Annotated in this window: 6 protein-coding genes; all 6 read left to right on the forward strand. The window is 72.1% G+C overall.

Going from position 1 to position 16,651, the window contains the following annotated elements; genetic code table 11:
• Positions 1 to 95: 95 nt before the first annotated feature.
• The gene (locus tag D7X12_RS04795; RefSeq protein WP_158619964.1) at positions 96 to 3,572 is read left to right on the forward strand and encodes a condensation domain-containing protein; all 3,477 of its coding nucleotides are present in this window, start codon (positions 96 to 98) and stop codon (positions 3,570 to 3,572) included.
• A complete protein-coding gene (locus D7X12_RS04800) occupies positions 3,569 to 4,621 on the forward strand; it encodes a TauD/TfdA family dioxygenase (protein WP_120624086.1) in 1,053 nt (350 codons plus the stop codon). Before D7X12_RS04795 ends, D7X12_RS04800 begins: the two co-directional genes overlap by 4 nt.
• A 24-nt stretch (positions 4,622 to 4,645) precedes the next feature.
• Positions 4,646 to 5,692, forward strand: a complete 1,047-nt coding sequence (locus D7X12_RS04805; RefSeq protein WP_120624087.1) for a TauD/TfdA family dioxygenase — start codon at positions 4,646 to 4,648, stop codon at positions 5,690 to 5,692.
• Between the two features lie 61 nt (positions 5,693 to 5,753).
• Entirely contained in the window at positions 5,754 to 9,782 is a 4,029-nt protein-coding gene (locus D7X12_RS04810) for a non-ribosomal peptide synthetase (RefSeq protein ID WP_120624088.1), read from the forward strand.
• Positions 9,779 to 15,475, forward strand: coding sequence for a type I polyketide synthase (locus D7X12_RS04815; RefSeq protein WP_120624089.1), 5,697 nt, complete (start codon positions 9,779 to 9,781; stop codon positions 15,473 to 15,475). Before D7X12_RS04810 ends, D7X12_RS04815 begins: the two co-directional genes overlap by 4 nt.
• A gap of 68 nt (positions 15,476 to 15,543) precedes the next feature.
• On the forward strand, positions 15,544 to 16,623 hold the full coding sequence (locus D7X12_RS04820) for a hypothetical protein (RefSeq protein ID WP_120624090.1): 1,080 nt from the start codon (positions 15,544 to 15,546) through the stop codon (positions 16,621 to 16,623).
• The last annotated feature ends 28 nt before the right edge of the window (positions 16,624 to 16,651 follow it).

Raw genomic sequence — 16,651 nt, forward strand, 5'->3', positions numbered from 1 at the left:
TTTCTGACTTCCGTTTCCATCCCGGGCGGGAACATTTTATTAATGTTTCACAGGACGCCCGTTCAAAACCCCGCTCTATGAACTTTCTTCAAATCATGGCCTTGCGCGCTGCATCAACGCCCGACGCGCGGGCTTTCATCTTCTTGGATGACGGGGAGGGCGAGGGCGGGAGCCTCACGTACGCGGAGCTGCAGCGGCGCACGTTGGAGGTGGGCGGCCTGCTCCAGGAGGCCGGAGCGCGGGGCGAGCGCGTGCTCCTGCTGTTTCCGCCGGGCCTGGATTACCTGGTGGCCTTCCTGGGATGTCTCCAGGCGGGGGCGGTCGCCGTCCCCGCCTACCCGCCGGATCCCACCCGGCTGGCGCGCACCCTGCCCCGACTGGAGGCGTTGACCGCGGATGCGCAGGTCCGCTTCGTCCTGGCCCCCTCCTTCATCCGCGACATGGCCCAGGGGCTGTTCGAACAGTCCGGGGCGCTCGCGCGGGCCTCATGGCTCGCCATCGAGGACGCGGCCCCCGGACACGCGGGCGCGTGGAAGGCCCCGGACACGACGCCGGACACGGTGGCGTTCCTCCAGTACACGTCCGGCTCCACCGGCTCGCCGCGCGGCGTGGTGCTCACCCACGCCAACCTGCTCCACAACTCCCGGGCCATCCAGCGCTGCTTCCAGCACGACACGGACAGCGTGGGCGTCATCTGGCTGCCGCCGTACCACGACATGGGCCTCATCGGCGGCATCCTGCAGCCGCTCTTCGTGGGCTTCCCCGTCGTGTTGATGTCGCCCATGGACTTCCTGGCGCGCCCGCTGCGCTGGTTGCAGGCGGTGTCCCGCTACCGCGCCACCACCAGCGGCGGCCCCAACTTCGCCTACGAGCTGTGCGTCCGGAAGGCGACCCCGGAGCAGGTGGCGGCGCTGGACCTGGGCTCCTGGCGCCTCGCGTTCAACGGCGCGGAGCCCATCCACCCCGCCACGCTGGAGCGCTTCCGCGACACCTTCGCGCCCGCGGGCTTCCGCCCCGAGGCGATGTACCCCTGCTACGGGCTGGCGGAGGGCACGCTCATCGCCTCCGGAAAGGCCGCGGCCCTGCCCCAGCTGCGCGCCTTCCGCAAGGACGCGCTGGCGGACAACGACGCCGTGCCCGTCGCCGCCACGGAGCCGGGCGCGCTCCAACTGGTGGGCTGTGGCGTGCGCCTGCCGGATCAGGAGCTGCTCATCGTGGACCCGACGCGGCGGCTGCCCCTGCCCGAAGGCAAGGTCGGGGAGGTGTGGCTGCGCGGGCCCTCCGTCGCCCAGGGCTACTGGAACCGCCCCGAGGAGACGGCGGAGAGCTTCCAGGCACGGCGCGCGGATGCGCCCACCGAAGGCCCCTACCTGCGCACCGGCGACCTGGGCTTCCTGCGCGAAGGCGAGCTGTTCGTCAGCGGGCGCCTCAAGGATCTGATCATCGTCCGGGGCCGCAACCACCACCCCCATGATCTGGAGCGGACCGCCGTCGCCAGCCACCCCGCGCTGCGGCCCGGGTGCTCCGCGGCGTTCGGCGTGCAGACCCACGGCGCGGAGCGGCTGGTGCTGGTGCAGGAGGTGGACACGCGCAAGGCGTTCGACGCCACGGAGTGCGCGCGCGGCCTGCGCGAGGCCGTGGTGCGGGAGCACGGCGTCCACATGGACGAGGTGGTGTTCATCGAGCCCGGCAGCCTGCCCAAGACGTCGAGCGGCAAGGTGCAGCGCCGCGCCACCCGGGCGGCATGGCTCGAGGGCCAGCTCCAGGTGGTGGCAATTGAAGCCTCCGGGGACGCCTCCGGTGCGCACGACGCGGCGCCTCCAGCCGTCCCGGAGCTGCCGCCGCTGGACGCGTTGCGCGCCCTGACACGCGACGTGCGCGACGCGCGGATCGCGGACTGGCTCCTGGCTCGCGCCTCGGTGGCGCTGCGCGTGGCCCCGGGCAGCGTGGACCGCGAGGCCCCGCTCGTGCAGCTGGGCCTGGACTCGCTGGCGTCGGTGGAGCTGCGGGCCGACATCGAGTCGGCGCTCGGCCTGTCCATTCCGCTGCCCGAACTGCTGGGGAGCATCACGCTCCCGGAGCTGACGCGGCGCTGTCAGGACGCGCTCGACTCCGGGCCGGGCCTGGCGCTCCGACCTGGCCCGGTGCCTCGCGAGGGGCCCCTGCCGCTGTCGTTTCCGCAGGAGGAGCTGTGGCTCGCCTCGCGGTTGGACCCCAGCGGCGGCGGGTACAACATCTCCTCGGCCCTGAGCCTGCGGGGGACGCTGCGGACGGCGTGGCTGGAGGCGGCGCTGCTGGAGATTTGCCGTCGCCACGAGGCCCTGCGGACCTGCTTCCCCGAAGTGGAGGGGCGGCCGGTGCAGCGCATCCTGCCCGCCGTGCCCCTGGAGATTCCGGTGGAGGACCTGCGCGCGCTCGCCCCGGAGGCCCGCGAGGCCCGCCTCCAGGAGGTGGCGCTTTCGGAGGCGCGAGCCCCGTTCGCGCTCCAGCACGGCCCCCTGCTGAGGGCGCGGCTGCTGTGGCTGGAGGAGGCGCGGCACGTGCTGCTCTTCACCGTGCACCACATCGTCGCGGACGGCTGGTCCATGCGCCTGATCATCCAGGAGCTGACGGCCCTGTACTCCGCCTTCCAGGCGGACGTGACGCCCACCCTGCCCGCGCTGCCCTACCAGTACGCGGACTTCGCGGTGTGGCAGCGCCAGCGGCTGACGGGCGCGCATCTGGAGTCGTTGCTCGACTGGTGGCGCGCGGAGGTGGCGGGGCTTCCCACCGCGCTGAAGCTGCCCACGGACCGTGAGCCCGGAGGCCCGCCGGATGCCTGCGGCGGCACGCTGAGCACGCGGTTGTCGCCGGAGCTGGCAGCGCGCCTGCGGGAGGGCTGCGCCAAGCAGGGCGTGACGCCGTTCATGTGGATGCTCGCGGTCTTCCAGACGCTGCTCGCGCGCACCACCGGGCAGGAGGACGTCCCGGTGGGCGTCGCGGACCTGGGCCGCGCGGCCCCGGGCACCGAGCGCGTCATCGGCAACTTCGTCAACATGCTGGTGCTGCGCACGCCGCTGGGCGGAGACCCTCCGTTCAGCGAGGTGCTGCACCGCGTGAAGGAGCGCTCGCTGGGCGCCGCCGCCCACGCCGAGCTTCCCCACGAGCAGCTGGGCCGCGGCCGGCCCCCGCTGTTCCGCGCCGCGTTCGGCACCCAGAACCAGCCGCGCGAGCGCGTGTCGCTGCCCGGCCTGGAGGTGGAGCCGCTGCTGTTCGACTCCGGCGTGTCCCGGTTGGATCTCACGCTGTGGGCGTCGGAGACGCCCGAAGGGCTGCGCTGTCACTGGACCTACGCCACGCGCCTGTTCGACGCGTCCAGCGTGGAGCGGCTGCACCGCCGCTTCGTGCGCCTGCTGGAGGACTCGCTGGCGCGCCCGGACACGCGGCTGGCGGCGCTCGCCCTGGACGCCGACGACGACGCGACGCCCCAGCTCCAGGGCGCCCTGGGCCGGCTGGGCACCCGACGGCGCCGCGGCGCGGGCCCGGACGGCGGCACCCCTCCCCCCGGCACGTCAGGAGACCCCACCTCATGAAGGATGCCCTGTCAGGACTGGGAGCGCGCTCACGCCGCCCCGTGAAGCTGTCGCGAACGGAGCTGGTGACGACGCGCCTGCCCGAAGGCGAGGACTGTCCGCTCATCCTCGAGCCCCGCGTTGAGGGGCTGGAGCTGGTGCAGTGGGCGGGCGAAAACCGCGCGTACCTGGAGGAGGAGCTGGCCCGGGTGGGCGGCCTGCTGCTGCGCGGCTTCCGCGTGGCCAGCGTGGACGGCTTCGCGGACTTCGTGCGGGCGACGTCCGGCGCGCCCCTGCCCTACACGGAGCGCTCGTCTCCGCGCGAGGTCGTCAAGGATCAGATCTACACGTCGACGTCGCACCCGTCGGACCAGGAGATCTTTCCGCACACGGAGCAGTCCTACAACCTGACGTTCCCGCAGAAGATCTACTTCCACTGCGTGACGGCGCCCACCGAAGCCGGCGCCACGCCCATCACCAGCACCCGCCGCATCCTGCGCGAGCTGCCGCGCGACGTGGTGGAGCGCTTCGTGGCGCGCGGCTACCGCTACGTGCGCAACTTCGGTGACGGCCTGGGCCTGTCGTGGCAGGAGGCCTTCCAGACGCAGGAGCGCGCGGAGGTGGAGCAGTACTGCCGCGACAGCGAGATCGACTTCCAGTGGCTGGCCCAGGGCCGGCTGCGCACCAGCCAGAAGCGCCCGTGCGTGGCCCGCCATCCGACCACCGGGGAGCTGGCGTGGTTCAACCACGCCACGTTCTTCCACGTCAGCACCCTGCCCGAGCCCCTCGTCGCCCACCTGCGCTCGCTCTACGCCGAGGAGGAGATGCCCAACAACACCTTCTACGGCGACGGCTCCCCCATCGAGCCGGAGGTCCTGGAGCTGCTGCGCGCCGCGTATCTGCGCGCCCGCGTGGCGGTGCCGTGGCAGGCGGGGGACGTGCTGCTGCTGGACAACATGCTCATGGGACACGGCCGCCAACCCTTCAAGGGCGAGCGCAAGGTCGTGGTCGCCATGGCGGACCCCCGACGCTGGGCGGACGTCGTCTTCGACGGGCCGCTCCCCGCCTGACGCCCCGCGCACCCGAGAGAACACATGACGCGCAAACCCGACATCGCTGGCCCCGGCATCTCTTCGCGCCGCCGCGCGCCCATGAAGCTGTCCACCACGTCGCTGGTGAAGGTGGGCAGCCTCCCTGGCGCGGAGGGCTTCCCGCTCGTCGTGGAGCCCACGCTGGAGGACCTGGACCCGGCGGACTGGGCCGCGAACCATCGCGAGTGGATCGACGCGAAGCTACAGGAGTCCGGCGCCCTGCTGTTCCGCGGCTTCCGCGTGCCGGATGCCTTCGCCTTCCGCGCCTTCGTGGGCGCGCTCAGCAGCGAGCTGCTGGACTACGTGGAGCGCGCGGCGCCCCGTACGCAGGTGGCGCCCAACGTCTACACCTCCACCGAGTTCGCCGCGGATCAGTCCATCCCGCTGCACCACGAGATGTCCTACTCCCACAACTGGCCCACCCGGCTGTGGTTCTACTGCGACGTGCCCTCGCCGGTGGGTGGCGCCACGCCGCTCGCGCCGGAGCGCCTTGTCACGTCGCGCATCCCGGAGGACATCCGCCAGCGCTTCCTGGAGAAGAAGGTCATGTACGTCCGCAACTACGGCGAGGGCGTGGACCTGTCCTGGCAGGAGGCGTTCCAGACGCAGGAGCGCGCGGAGGTGGAGCGCTACTGCCAGAGCTGCGGCATGACGTGCGAGTGGCGCGACGGCGACCGGCTGCGCACGCGCGCGGTGCGACAGGTGATGGCCACCCACCCGCGCACCGGCGAAGCGCTGTGGTTCAACCACGCGCCCATCTTCCATGAGACGAACCTGTCTCCGTCGGTGCGCGAAGCGCTGCGGGCCCAGTTCCGTCCGGACGAGATGCCGCGCAACGCCTTCTACGGCGACGGCAGCCCGCTGGAGCCCGAAGTCCTGGAGCGCATCCGCGGCGTCTACGCCGACGCCACCGTGCGCTTCCCCTGGCAGAAGGGCGACGTCCTCATGGTGGACAACTTCCTCGCGGTCCACGGACGCGACCCCTTCGAGGGCGAGCGCTCCATCCTGGTCGCCATGGCCGAGCTGTACGTGAGCCCGGGCCCGGGCTGAGCAACGCGCCGCCCCGTCCTCCCCTTCCCTTCTTCCTTCCGTACGCAGGAGCAACACGACGATGAGCATCGACGAGATCGAGGGCTACCCCCTCTCCGCCGAACAGCGGCGCCTCTGGGCCACCGGCGGCCCCGCCGGCACGCAGCGGGTGCGCGCGGAGCTCTCCCTCACGGGCCCCCTGCGCTTGGACGCGCTCGAGCGGGCCCTGGCCGACACGGGCCAGCGCTACGAGGTCCTGCGCACGCGCCTGTCGCGGCTGGCCGGCATGAGCACGCCGTTGCAGGCCGTGGCGGAGCTGTCCGTCGGCCTCCACCGGGGTGTTCCTCCGGCGGAGCCCGTGGCCCAGGCCCCGGAGGAAGGCCCGCTGCGCTGCACGGTGCACTCGGAGGACGCCCAGCGTCACCGGCTCTGGCTGGAGCTGCCGGCGCTGTGCATGGATCCGTTCGCGCTGCGCGACCTGACGACCGTGCTGGGCCGCGCCTACGCGGGCGAGCCGGGCCCGGACGAACCGCTCCAGTACATCGACTACGCGGACTGGCAGCGCGAGTTCCTCGCGGGCGAGGACAAGGCCGAGGCCGCCGCGTACTGGCGCCAGCTGGCGGAGTCCCTCCCCGCGCCCACGCCCCTGCCCTACGAGCGCAAGGAAGGCGCCCGGGCGCCAACGTCCTTCCAGGTGCTGGAGGCGGAGGTGGCGGACACCGGGCCGCTGCGCGCGCTCGCGGGCCGCTTCAGCGTGGAGCTGGACACGCTCACGCACGCCGCGTTCCAGGGCCTCCTGTGGCGGCTGACGGGGCGCGGGCCGGTGGTGTCCACGCTCCGGGTGGACGGCCGGGCGTACGAACAGCTTGAAGGCGCGCTGGGCACCTTCGCCCGTTCGCTGCCGGTGGTGACGACGATCCCTGCCGACTACCGGCTGGCGGATCTGCTGGAGCGGCTGCGCCAGACGCACGCGGCCCACCGCAAGCACGCCATCGCCTTCGACGCGGACGCCTACCCGTCGCTGGTGCCGTCCGCCGCGCAGGCCCCGTGCGCGTTCCGCTTCGTCTCCTGGCCCGACTCGGAGCACGCGGGCACGCGCTTCCACCTGGAGCGGCTGGAGGCCCACGAGGACGTGGCGGGCCTGATGCTCGCCGTCACGGACGACGGCCGTCGCCTCGCGCTGCGCCTGGAGTACGACGCGGGCCGCTTCGAGGAGGCGGACATGCGGCGCTTGCTCCAGGCCTACCGCGTCTTCCTGGGCGAGCTGCTCGCGCACCCCGAAGCCCGCCTGGGAACGCTGCGCCTGCTGGACGCGGAAGAGGAGCGCCGCGTGGTGCACGGCTGGAACGCCACCGCGCTGAGCGTGGAGGGCGGCTGCGTCCACGAGCACTTCGCCACCGTGGCGGCCTCCCAGCCGGACGCCATCGCCCTGGTCTGCGAGGGCGTGCGGTTGACGTTCCGCGAGACCAACCGGCGCGCGAACCAGCTGGCCGCGCACCTGCGCTCCATCGGTGTCGCGACGGGTGACGCCGTGGGCCTGTGCATGCCCCGGTCGGTGGACGCCATCGTCGCCCTGCTGGGCATCCTCAAGGCGGGCGCGGCCTACGTGCCGCTCGATCCGGAGCTGCCGGCGAAGCGGCTCGTCTTCATCCTGGAGAACACGCGCGCTTCCGTCGCCGTCACCACGGCGGAGCTGGAGGGGCGCCTGGAGGGCTTCACCGGCACCCGGGTGCGCCTGGACGCGGACGCCGCGCAGCTCGCCGCGCGAAGCGACGCGGATCCTTCGCTGCCCCTGGATCCGGAGCACGTGGCCTACGTGCTCTACACGTCCGGCTCCAGCGGCCAGCCCAAGGGCGTGATGGTGCGCCACCGGGGGCTTACCAACCTGGGCGCGGCGCTCGAACAGGTCATCTATCGCGGACGCGGCCCCCGGCTCGCGGTGGGCCTCAACGCGTCCCTGGCCTTCGACGCCTCCGTGAAGCAGCTCATCCAGGTGTGCCAGGGCCACACGCTCCACGTGCTCACCGACCGCATCCGGCTGGACGGCAAGGCGCTGGCGGCTTCGCTGCGCGCAAGCCCGCTGGACGTGTTGGATCTCACGCCCACGCAGCTGCGGCTGCTGCTGGAGAACGAGGACGGCGTGAACCTGGCCCAACTGCCGGTGCTGCTGTTGGGAGGCGAGGCCATCACCCCGGACCTCTGGAAGCGCCTCGCCCAGGAGGGGCGCGGTGCCTTCAACCTCTACGGTCCCACCGAGTGCACGGTGGACACCACGGCGGTGGCCGTCACGGCCCAGGCGCCCGAGCCCACCATCGGCGGACCGCTGGCCAACGTGCGCGTGTACCTGCTGGACGCGGACGGGCGGCCCGTCCCCGTGGGCGTCCCTGGCGAGCTGTTCATCGGCGGGGACGGCGTGGCGCGGGGCTATCACGGCCGGCCGGACCTGACCGCGGAGCGCTTCGTGCCCGACCCGTTCAGCGGCGTCCCCGGCGCGCGGATGTACCGCAGCGGCGACGTGATGCGCTTCAACGAGCAGGGGCAGCTCGCCTTCATGGGCCGCGCGGACTTCCAGGTGAAGGTGCGCGGCTTCCGCATCGAGCTGGAGGAGATTGAGCAGGCCCTGGGGAGCCACACGTCGGTGAAGCACGCCGCCGTCGTCGCCCGCGCCGATGCGCAGGGTGAGCAGCAGCTGGTGGCCTACGTGGTCCCCAGGCGCCGCCATGGCTCCCGGCTGGACTCGCGCGCCCGGTACGCGCTGCCCAACGGCATGGCGGTCCTCCACCAGAACAAGAACGAGACGGACTACCTCTACCGCGAGCTGTTCCACGAGCGGCTGTACATCCGCCACGGCGTCCAGCTCCCGGCACGGGGCGTCATCCTGGATGTCGGGGCGAACATCGGCATGTTCTCGCTGTTCGCCAGCCTGAACGCTCCGGAGTGCCAGGTGTATGCCTTCGAGCCGCTCGCGCCCCTGTACGAGACGGCCGCCGCGAACTGCGAGCTGTACGGCCCCCGGGTGAAGGTGTTCCCGGTGGGGCTGTCCAACCACGAGCACTCCGCGACGTTCACCTACTACAGCCGTTACACGATGATGTCCGGCCAGTCCGAGTACGCGAACCCCGAGGACGAGGTGAGCGTCATCAAGACGTTCCTGCGCAACCAGCACACCGCGGGGGACTCGGCCGCGGACACGCTCTTGACCAACGCGGACGAGCTGCTGGAGGGCCGCTTCGCCGAGGAGCGCCACACGGCGCGGCTGCGCCGCCTGTCCGACGTGATGCGCGAGGAAGGCATCCGCCACGTCGACCTGTTGAAGGTGGACGTGCAGCGCGCGGAGCTGGACGTGCTGGAGGGCATCGACGCGGAGCACTGGCCGGCCATCCAGCAGGTGGTGATGGAGGTACACGACGCCCGGGGCCACGCGAGCGAGGGCCGGGCCCAGCGAATCACCGGACTGCTGGAGGCGAAGGGCTTCCGCGTGCGCGTGGATCAGGATCCGCTCCTTGAAGGCACGGACCGTCACAACCTGTACGCCTGGCGCGAAGGTGGAGCGGTGGTGGCGGCGCCGGCCTCCGCGGCGCTGGACGCGAGGACGGTGGCGACCCCGCTCACCGACGACGCGGTGCGCACGCACCTGCGGCAGGTGCTGCCGGAGTTCATGCTGCCTCGCCACGTCGTCTTCCTGGACGTGCTGCCGCTCACCCTCACCGGCAAGGTGGACCGCAAGGCCCTGCCCGCGCCGGAGGCGGTGGCGTCCAGTGCGCGCGCGGCCTACGTGGAGCCGCGCAACGAGCTGGAGCGCCGCATCGCGGCCGTGTTCGCGGAGGTGCTGAAGCTGGAGAAGGTGGGCATCCACGACGCCTTCTTCGACCTGGGCGGGCACTCGCTGCTGCTCGTGCAGGCGCACAACCGCCTGGGCAAGGTGCTGGAGACGCCCCTGTCCATGCTGGATCTCTTCCGCCATCCCACGGTGGCCTCGCTCGTCGCGTTCCTGGAGGCGGGCCGGGCGCCCGCGCGCGAGACGACCGAGGACGTGGACGAAGCCGCCCGGAAACGGGTGGAAGCCATGAAGCGTCAGAAGGACCGCAGCAAGGGCAGGGGTGAAACATGAGCGGCACCGGTGGACAGGAAGGGCTGGAGGGCATCGCCGTCGTCGGCATGGCGGGCCGTTTTCCCGGCGCCGCGGACGTGGACGCGTTCTGGAAGAACCTGCGCGACGGCGTGGAGTCCATCCGCTTCTATTCGGAGGCGGAGCTGCTCGACGCGGGCGTGTCCCCGGAGCTGCTGGCGGACCCCGCCTACGTGCGGGCCAATGCGGCCCTGGAGGGCGTGGAGCTGTTCGACGCCGGGTTCTTCGGGATGAACCCCGGCGTGGCGCAGATCACCGACCCGCAGCAGCGCGTGTTCCTGGAGGTGGCGTGGCACGCCCTGGAGCACGCGGGCTACGACGCGGAGCGGTTCTCCGGTGACATCGGCGTCTTCGGCGGGCTCAGCATCAACACGTACCTGCTGGAGAACCTGGCCGGCAACCGGCAGCTCATCGAATCCCACGGCCTGCTCCAGGCGGCCATCGCCAACCGGGGCGACCACCTGGCCACGCTGACGGCCTACAAGCTCAACCTGCGCGGCCCCGCCTTCACCGTGCAGAGCACCTGTTCCACCGCCCTGTCCGCGGTGCACCTGGCGTGTCAGGCGCTGCTCTCGTACCAGACGGACATGGCCCTCGCGGGCGGCGTCGCGGTGCGCGTGCCGCAGACCATGGGCTACCTGTTCCAGGAGGGCGGCGTGGCCTCTCCGGACGGACACTGCCGCCCCTTCGATGCCCAGGCGAAGGGCACCGTCTTCGGCAGCGGCGCCGGCGCCGTCGTCCTCAAGCGCCTGGAGGACGCCATCGCCGCGGGCGACACCATCCACGCCGTCATCCGGGGCTCGGCGGCCAACAACGACGGCGCGTCGAAGATCGGCTACACGGCGCCCTCTCCCGAAGGCCAGCGCCGCGCCATCAGCATGGCCCTGGCGGTGGCGGGCGTGTCCCCGGAGACCGTGGGGTACGTGGAGTGTCACGGCACCGGCACCGTGCTGGGGGACCCGATAGAGGTGGAGGCCCTCACCCAGGCCTTCGGGGCGAAGACGCAGCGGCGGCAGTTCTGCGCGCTCGGGTCGGTGAAGAGCAACATCGGCCACCTGGACACGGCGGCGGGCATCGCGGGGCTCATCAAGACGGTGCTCTGCCTGAAGCACCAGCAGCTGCCGGCCACCCTGCACTTCGAGTCGCCCAACCCGGCCATCGACCTGCAGAAGAGCCCCTTCTACGTCAACGCGCGCCTGAGCGACTGGGCCCGGCCGGCCACGCATCCCCGGCGCGCGGGCGTGAGCTCGTTCGGCATCGGTGGCACCAACGTGCACCTGGTGCTGGAGGAGGCGCCGCCCGTGCAGGCCGCGCGTGCGTCCGACGGCTGGCACACGCTGGTGCTGTCGGCGCGCACCGCGAGCGCGCTGGAGGCCCGGACGGACGAACTGCGGCGGCACCTGGCGGCGCACCCGGAACTGGACCTGGCGGACGTGGCCTTCACGCTCCAGCAGGGGCGCAGGCCCTTCGAGGTGCGGCGCGCCCTCAACTGCCGCTCGGTGGCGGACGCGGTGGAGACGCTGGAGCGCCTGCCCCCGGAGCGCACGTGGACGGGCAAGGTGGAGGGCCATGCCCGCTCCGTCGCGTTCCTCTTTCCCGGCGTGGGCAGTCAGCACCCGGGCATGGCGCGCGAGCTGGCCGAAGCGCTGCCCGTCTTCCGCGAGCACCTGGACACGTGCCTCAAGGCGCTGGACGCGGCGCTGGGCATGGACCTGCGTCCCCTGCTCTTCCCCCGTCCCGGCGCCGAAGCCGCGGCCGCGGAGGCCCTGTCCCATACGCACGTGGCCGAGCCCGCGCTCTTCGCCGTGGAGTACGCGCTGGCGGCGACGTGGAAGGCCTGGGGCGTCCAGCCTCGCGCGGTGCTGGGCGAGGGCATTGGCGAGTACACCGCCGCGTGCGTCGCGGGCGTGGTGTCCTTCGCGGACGCCGTCACCCTGGTGGCGCTGCGCAGCCGGTTGGTGAAGCGCCTGCCCGAGGGCGCCATGACGCTGGTCATGCTCCCCGAGCAGGAGCTTGCGGCGCTGCTGCCCCCGCATGGCCTGTCGCTGGCCTGGGTGGGGCGGCCGTCGGTGGGCACGGTGTCCGGCCCGAAGGCGGGCATCGAAGCGCTGGAGGCGGGGCTGCGGCAGCGGGGCGTCGCCTTCCGGCGCTTGCTGGGAGACCGCGCGCTCCAGTCACCCGATGTGGATGGCATCAGCGCGGAGCTGACCACCGCCCTGCGCCGCTTCTCCTTCCAGGCCCCCACCGTCCCCTTCTTCTCCGGCGTCCACGCCGGCTGGGTCACGGGGACGGAGGTGGCGGAGGCGTCGTGGTGGGCGTCGCAGCTGCGGCGCACGCTGCGGCTGTCGCCGGGAATCGAAGCGCTGTTCCAGGAGCCGGACCGGCTGCTGCTGGAGGTGGGCCCGGGGCGGACCTGGCTCAACATCGCCCGGCTGCACCCCGCGAAGTCGCCCCGGCAGACGGTGGTGGGCTCGCTCGCGCAGGACGTGAAGGAGGCCTCGGAGCCCCGGGCGATGCTGGCCGCGCTCGCGCGCCTGTGGATGTCCGGCGCGCCGGTGGACTGGGAGGGCGTGCACGCCGGAGCGTCGCGACGTCGCGTCCCGCTGCCGCAGTACCCCTTCGAGCGGCAGCGGCTCTGGTTGGATCCGACGCCGCGCACCCCCACGCGCGCCGTGACGGAGGAGCCGCTGCCTCCGCGCCGGGTGGATCCCGCCGACTGGTTCTTCGTCCCCTCGTGGAAGCGGACCGCGCCGCCGATGCCGGCCTCGCGCGAGCCCGAGCGCGTGCTGCTCTTCGTGGACGCCTTTGGCCTGGGAGAGCTGCTGGCCTCGCGCCTGGAGCAGCGGGGCCACACCGTGCTGCGCGTGGAGCGGGGCACTTCCGGAGCCTCGGGAGCCTCCGTGCCGGCCGCGGGCCGCTACACGCTGGATCCCCGCTCGCCCGGTGACTACCGGCGACTGTTGCAGGAGCTGAAGGATCAGGGCCGCTCGCCCGCGCGCATCGTGCACCTGTGGAGCGTGGATCCGCAGCGCTCCGCGGGCTCGCGCCTGGACGTGCTGCCCCGCGTGGAGGAGGCAGGCTTCCGCAGCCTGATGTACCTGGCCCAGGCGGTGGGCGCCGTGTATGCCACCACGCCCGTGGAGCTGCAGGTGCTCGCAAGCCAGCTCTTCTCCGTGTCGGGTGAGGAGACGCTCTGTCCGGAGAAGGCCACCCTGCTGGGGCCGTGTCTCGTCATCGGGCAGGAGTACCCGAACGTTCGGTGCCGGCTCATCGACGTGCCCCTGCCCACCCCCGGCAGCACCGGGGAGGCGGGGCTCGTCGGGCACCTGCTCGCGGAGGTGGAATCGCACGCTTCGGACGCCGTCACCGCGTGGCGTGGGCGGCACCGCTGGGTGCGCACGCACGAATCCGTGCGCCTGGAGGCCCCGCAAGGCCGCGTGCCCCGGCTGCGTCCGGGGGGCGTGTACCTGATCACCGGCGGCCTGGGCGGCATCGGCCTGGTGCTCGCGCAGGACGTGGCGAAGATGGCGGGGGGCGCCCGGCTGGTGCTGCTGGGACGTCAGCCGCTGCCGGAGCGCGCGACCTGGAGTGCACTGATGGAGTCGCAGCCCCAGTCACCCCACGCGAGCATCATCCGCGCCATCCGCGACCTGGAGCGCGGCGGCACCGAGGTGATGACCGTCGCCGCGGACGTGACGGACCGGGCGCGCATGGCCGAGGTCCTGGCCGACGTGCGCGCGCGCTTCGGCGCCGTGCACGGCCTCATCCACGCGGCGGGCGTGCCGGCGGGCGGCGCGCTCCAGCTCAAGACGGATGAGATCGCGCAGCGCGTGTTCGCCCCCAAGGTGCGGGGCACGCTCGTGCTGGACGCGCTCCTGGAGGGCCAGCCGCTCGACTTCGTCATCCACTGCGCGTCCCGCACCTCCGTGCTGGGCGGCTTCGGGCAGGCGGACTACGTCGCGGCCAACGCCTTCCTGGACGCCTGGGCACACCACAAGTCCCTCACGTCCTCCACCTTCACCGTCGCCGTGGACTGGTGTTCGTGGCGCGACGTCGGGATGCTCGCCAACGCCGCGGGCGCGAAGGCCGCGTTGCCGATCCGGACCCCCGCGGCGGCCCTCAGCGGCGAGCCGGTGGAGCTGGGACACCCCCTGCTTTCACGGCGGATGCCCTCCGCCCCCGGCACGGAGGTGTACGAGACGGTGCTCCGCGTCGACACGCACTGGGTGCTCGACGACCACCGCATCCTGGGCAACCCGGTCATCGCGGGTACGACGTACCTGGAGATGGTGCGCGCCGCGTTCGCGCAGCGCACGGAGCGCCAGGACCTGGAGATCTCCGACGTCTACTTCCTCACCCCGCTGTCGGTGCGCGTGGGCGACCAGCGCGTGGCGCGGCTGGAGCTGACGGACGAGGGCGCGGACGGCTTCAGCTTCCACGTCAGCAGCCGGAGCGCGGAGGGCGCGGACCTCATCCGTCACGTCATGGGACGGGCGCGGCCGCTGGCCTCCACCCCCGCGCCCCAGCACGACCTGGCGGCGCTCACGGCGGGCTGCCCCACGGTGAAGGTCTTCACCGATGACGACTCGCACGACGAGGACCACGGCCCCCGGTGGCAGTGCGTGCGGCAGGTGCGCTGGGGCGATCAGCAGGTGCTGGCCACCCTGGAGCTGCCGGCCGAGTTCGCCTCCGACCTGGACGTGATGAAGCTGCACCCGTCGCTGCTGGACAAGTCCATCGGCACCGGGCGCGACTTCATCCTGGGCGCGGTGCCGTACATGCCGTACTCGTACCAGCGCCTCGTCTTCCGGCACCCCTTCACGCGCCGCATCCACGTGCACACGCGCTCGCACGGCGAGGGCTCCAACCGCAGCGAGACCCCGGCGTTCGACCTGCGGATCATGGACGACACCGGCCGTGAGCTGGTGGAGATCACCCGCTTCGCGCTCAAGCGCGTCAACGACGTGGGCGCCATGTACAAGAACCTGGCGAGCCGCGACGCCGCGCCCGCCGCTGCGGTCGTGAGGGCACAGGCCGCCGCGCCCGCCTCCGCCCCCGCGGAGAACGTCTTCCAGCAGATCCTCCGCCAGGAGGCCATCTCCCCGGAGGAGGGCGTGGACCTGCTGCGGCGCGTGCTCGCGAGCGCGGAGCTGCCGCAGGTGGTGGTGTCCACCCGCGACCTCAACGCCCTCCTGGCGCGCGGCCTCATCCACACGTCGCCCTCCAAGGCCGCCGAGCAGGAGGTCGAGGCGGAGGCCAGCACCGACGCCTCCTCCCAGGCCATCCGGCGTCCCCGGCCGGAGCTGCCCGTCCCCTTCCAGGCTCCCGAAACGAAGTTGCAAGAGCAGCTGGGTGACATCCTGAAAGAGGTCCTCGCGGTGGACCGGGTGGGCCTGCGCGACAACTTCTTCGACCTGGGCGGCGACTCCGTGATGGCCATCCAGATCGTCTCCCGCATCAAGAAGCGCCTGGGGCGGGAGCTGGCGGTGGTGCAGCTCTTCGAAGCCCCCACGCTCGGTGCCCTGGCCACGTTGCTGGGCGGCGCGGCCGGGGGCCTGGAGGGCGCGGACTCCCCGCAGGCAGCGGCCGCCACGCCTCCCGGCGAGGACAGCGCGAGCCGGGGTGCGCGCCGTCGCGCCAAGGCCATTGCCCGGCGCGGTCCCGAGGGCGAGTAGCCCAGGCCCCGACCCCTCTTTCTTCTTCCTCCGATTCCGACGACACGAACCCTCCCGCGGTGACATCCATGAAGGTCGAAAGCCCTCTCGCCAAGAGCGTCGAGCAGCACCTGCGCTCGCGGCTCGAGCAGTCCGCCCGCCGTCCCCTCTCCCCCCAGGAGCAGGCCGTGCTGGACACCGAAGGCCCCAAGGCCTTCATCGTCAAGCAGCTCTTGTCGAAGAAGTTCCGCAAGTGGTCCGTGGACGCGGACACGCAGCAGAACATCACGCGCACGGTGGACGCCGCGCTGAAGGAGCAGAAGCCCCTGGAGCTCGTGCACCCCATGGGCGGCTATAAAATCTGGCGGCTGCCGTCCTCGCCCGAGGTGGACTGGGCGGAGTTCTTCGGCATCTCCCACATCCTCCAGTACCTCAGTGGCATCGCCGCGGGGTACGCGCCCGGCGTGCACATGCAGTTCTTCATGTACACGTTCCTTCCCCAGCGCCACGACAACATCAGCGCGGAGGACATCGAGCGCTACGTCAGCTCCTTCCAGGCGCTGCTGGACGCGTTCAGCGAACACCTGCCGTCCAACGTGAAGCTCTCCATCGTCCGCGACGCGGCCTTCTACAGCCGTGAGGAGTACTTCGGGCTGCTGGACGAGCGGTACGAGATGATGGCCATGGGGTTCAACGACTTCCCGCAGAAGCAGCGGGACACGTTCCTCACCTGGGCGCGCCAGAACATCCAGTGGAAGGGCGTGGAGGACTGGACCCTGCTGACGCACGAGCAGAAGGAGGAGAAGATCCTCCGGGGCGCCGTGTACGAAGTGGTCGGCATCTACACGGTGGAGAAGACCGCCGAGTTCATCATGGGCGGTCAGCGCATCGTCATCTTCGTGTCGCCGGGCGCCAACACCATCGGCATTGGCAGCACGAAGTCCTCGCGCGCCAAGTTCTGGATTGGCACCGGCGTGCTGGAGGACCGCGAAGGCGCCCTCTACGACGTGGTGCTCACGCCCAGCCAGTGGGAGCGCACCGCGGACCTGTCCCGCACCGTGCTGGAGGTCAGCCTGCTGCCGCTGAAGAACCTGGGCAGCATCCAGGTCGTGCACCAGCGGCTGGACTTCTCCCAGCCCGGTGAGACCTCCCCCGCCGCCACCGGCTAGTCGCGCGCCCCACCGCTGCTCCCCTTCC

It is taken from the genome of Corallococcus sicarius (assembly GCF_003611735.1).
Lineage (GTDB): Bacteria > Myxococcota > Myxococcia > Myxococcales > Myxococcaceae > Corallococcus > Corallococcus sicarius.

What these genes read in the sequence shown, in the direction of transcription:
- D7X12_RS04795 (WP_158619964.1), top strand. Translation starts at nt 96, where the DNA reads ATGGCCTTGCGCGCTGCATCAACGCCCGACGCGCGGGCTTTCATCTTC.
- D7X12_RS04800 (WP_120624086.1), top strand. Translation starts at nt 3,569, where the DNA reads ATGAAGGATGCCCTGTCAGGACTGGGAGCGCGCTCACGCCGCCCCGTG.
- D7X12_RS04805 (WP_120624087.1), top strand. Translation starts at nt 4,646, where the DNA reads ATGACGCGCAAACCCGACATCGCTGGCCCCGGCATCTCTTCGCGCCGC.
- D7X12_RS04810 (WP_120624088.1), top strand. Translation starts at nt 5,754, where the DNA reads ATGAGCATCGACGAGATCGAGGGCTACCCCCTCTCCGCCGAACAGCGG.
- D7X12_RS04815 (WP_120624089.1), top strand. Translation starts at nt 9,779, where the DNA reads ATGAGCGGCACCGGTGGACAGGAAGGGCTGGAGGGCATCGCCGTCGTC.
- D7X12_RS04820 (WP_120624090.1), top strand. Translation starts at nt 15,544, where the DNA reads ATGAAGGTCGAAAGCCCTCTCGCCAAGAGCGTCGAGCAGCACCTGCGC.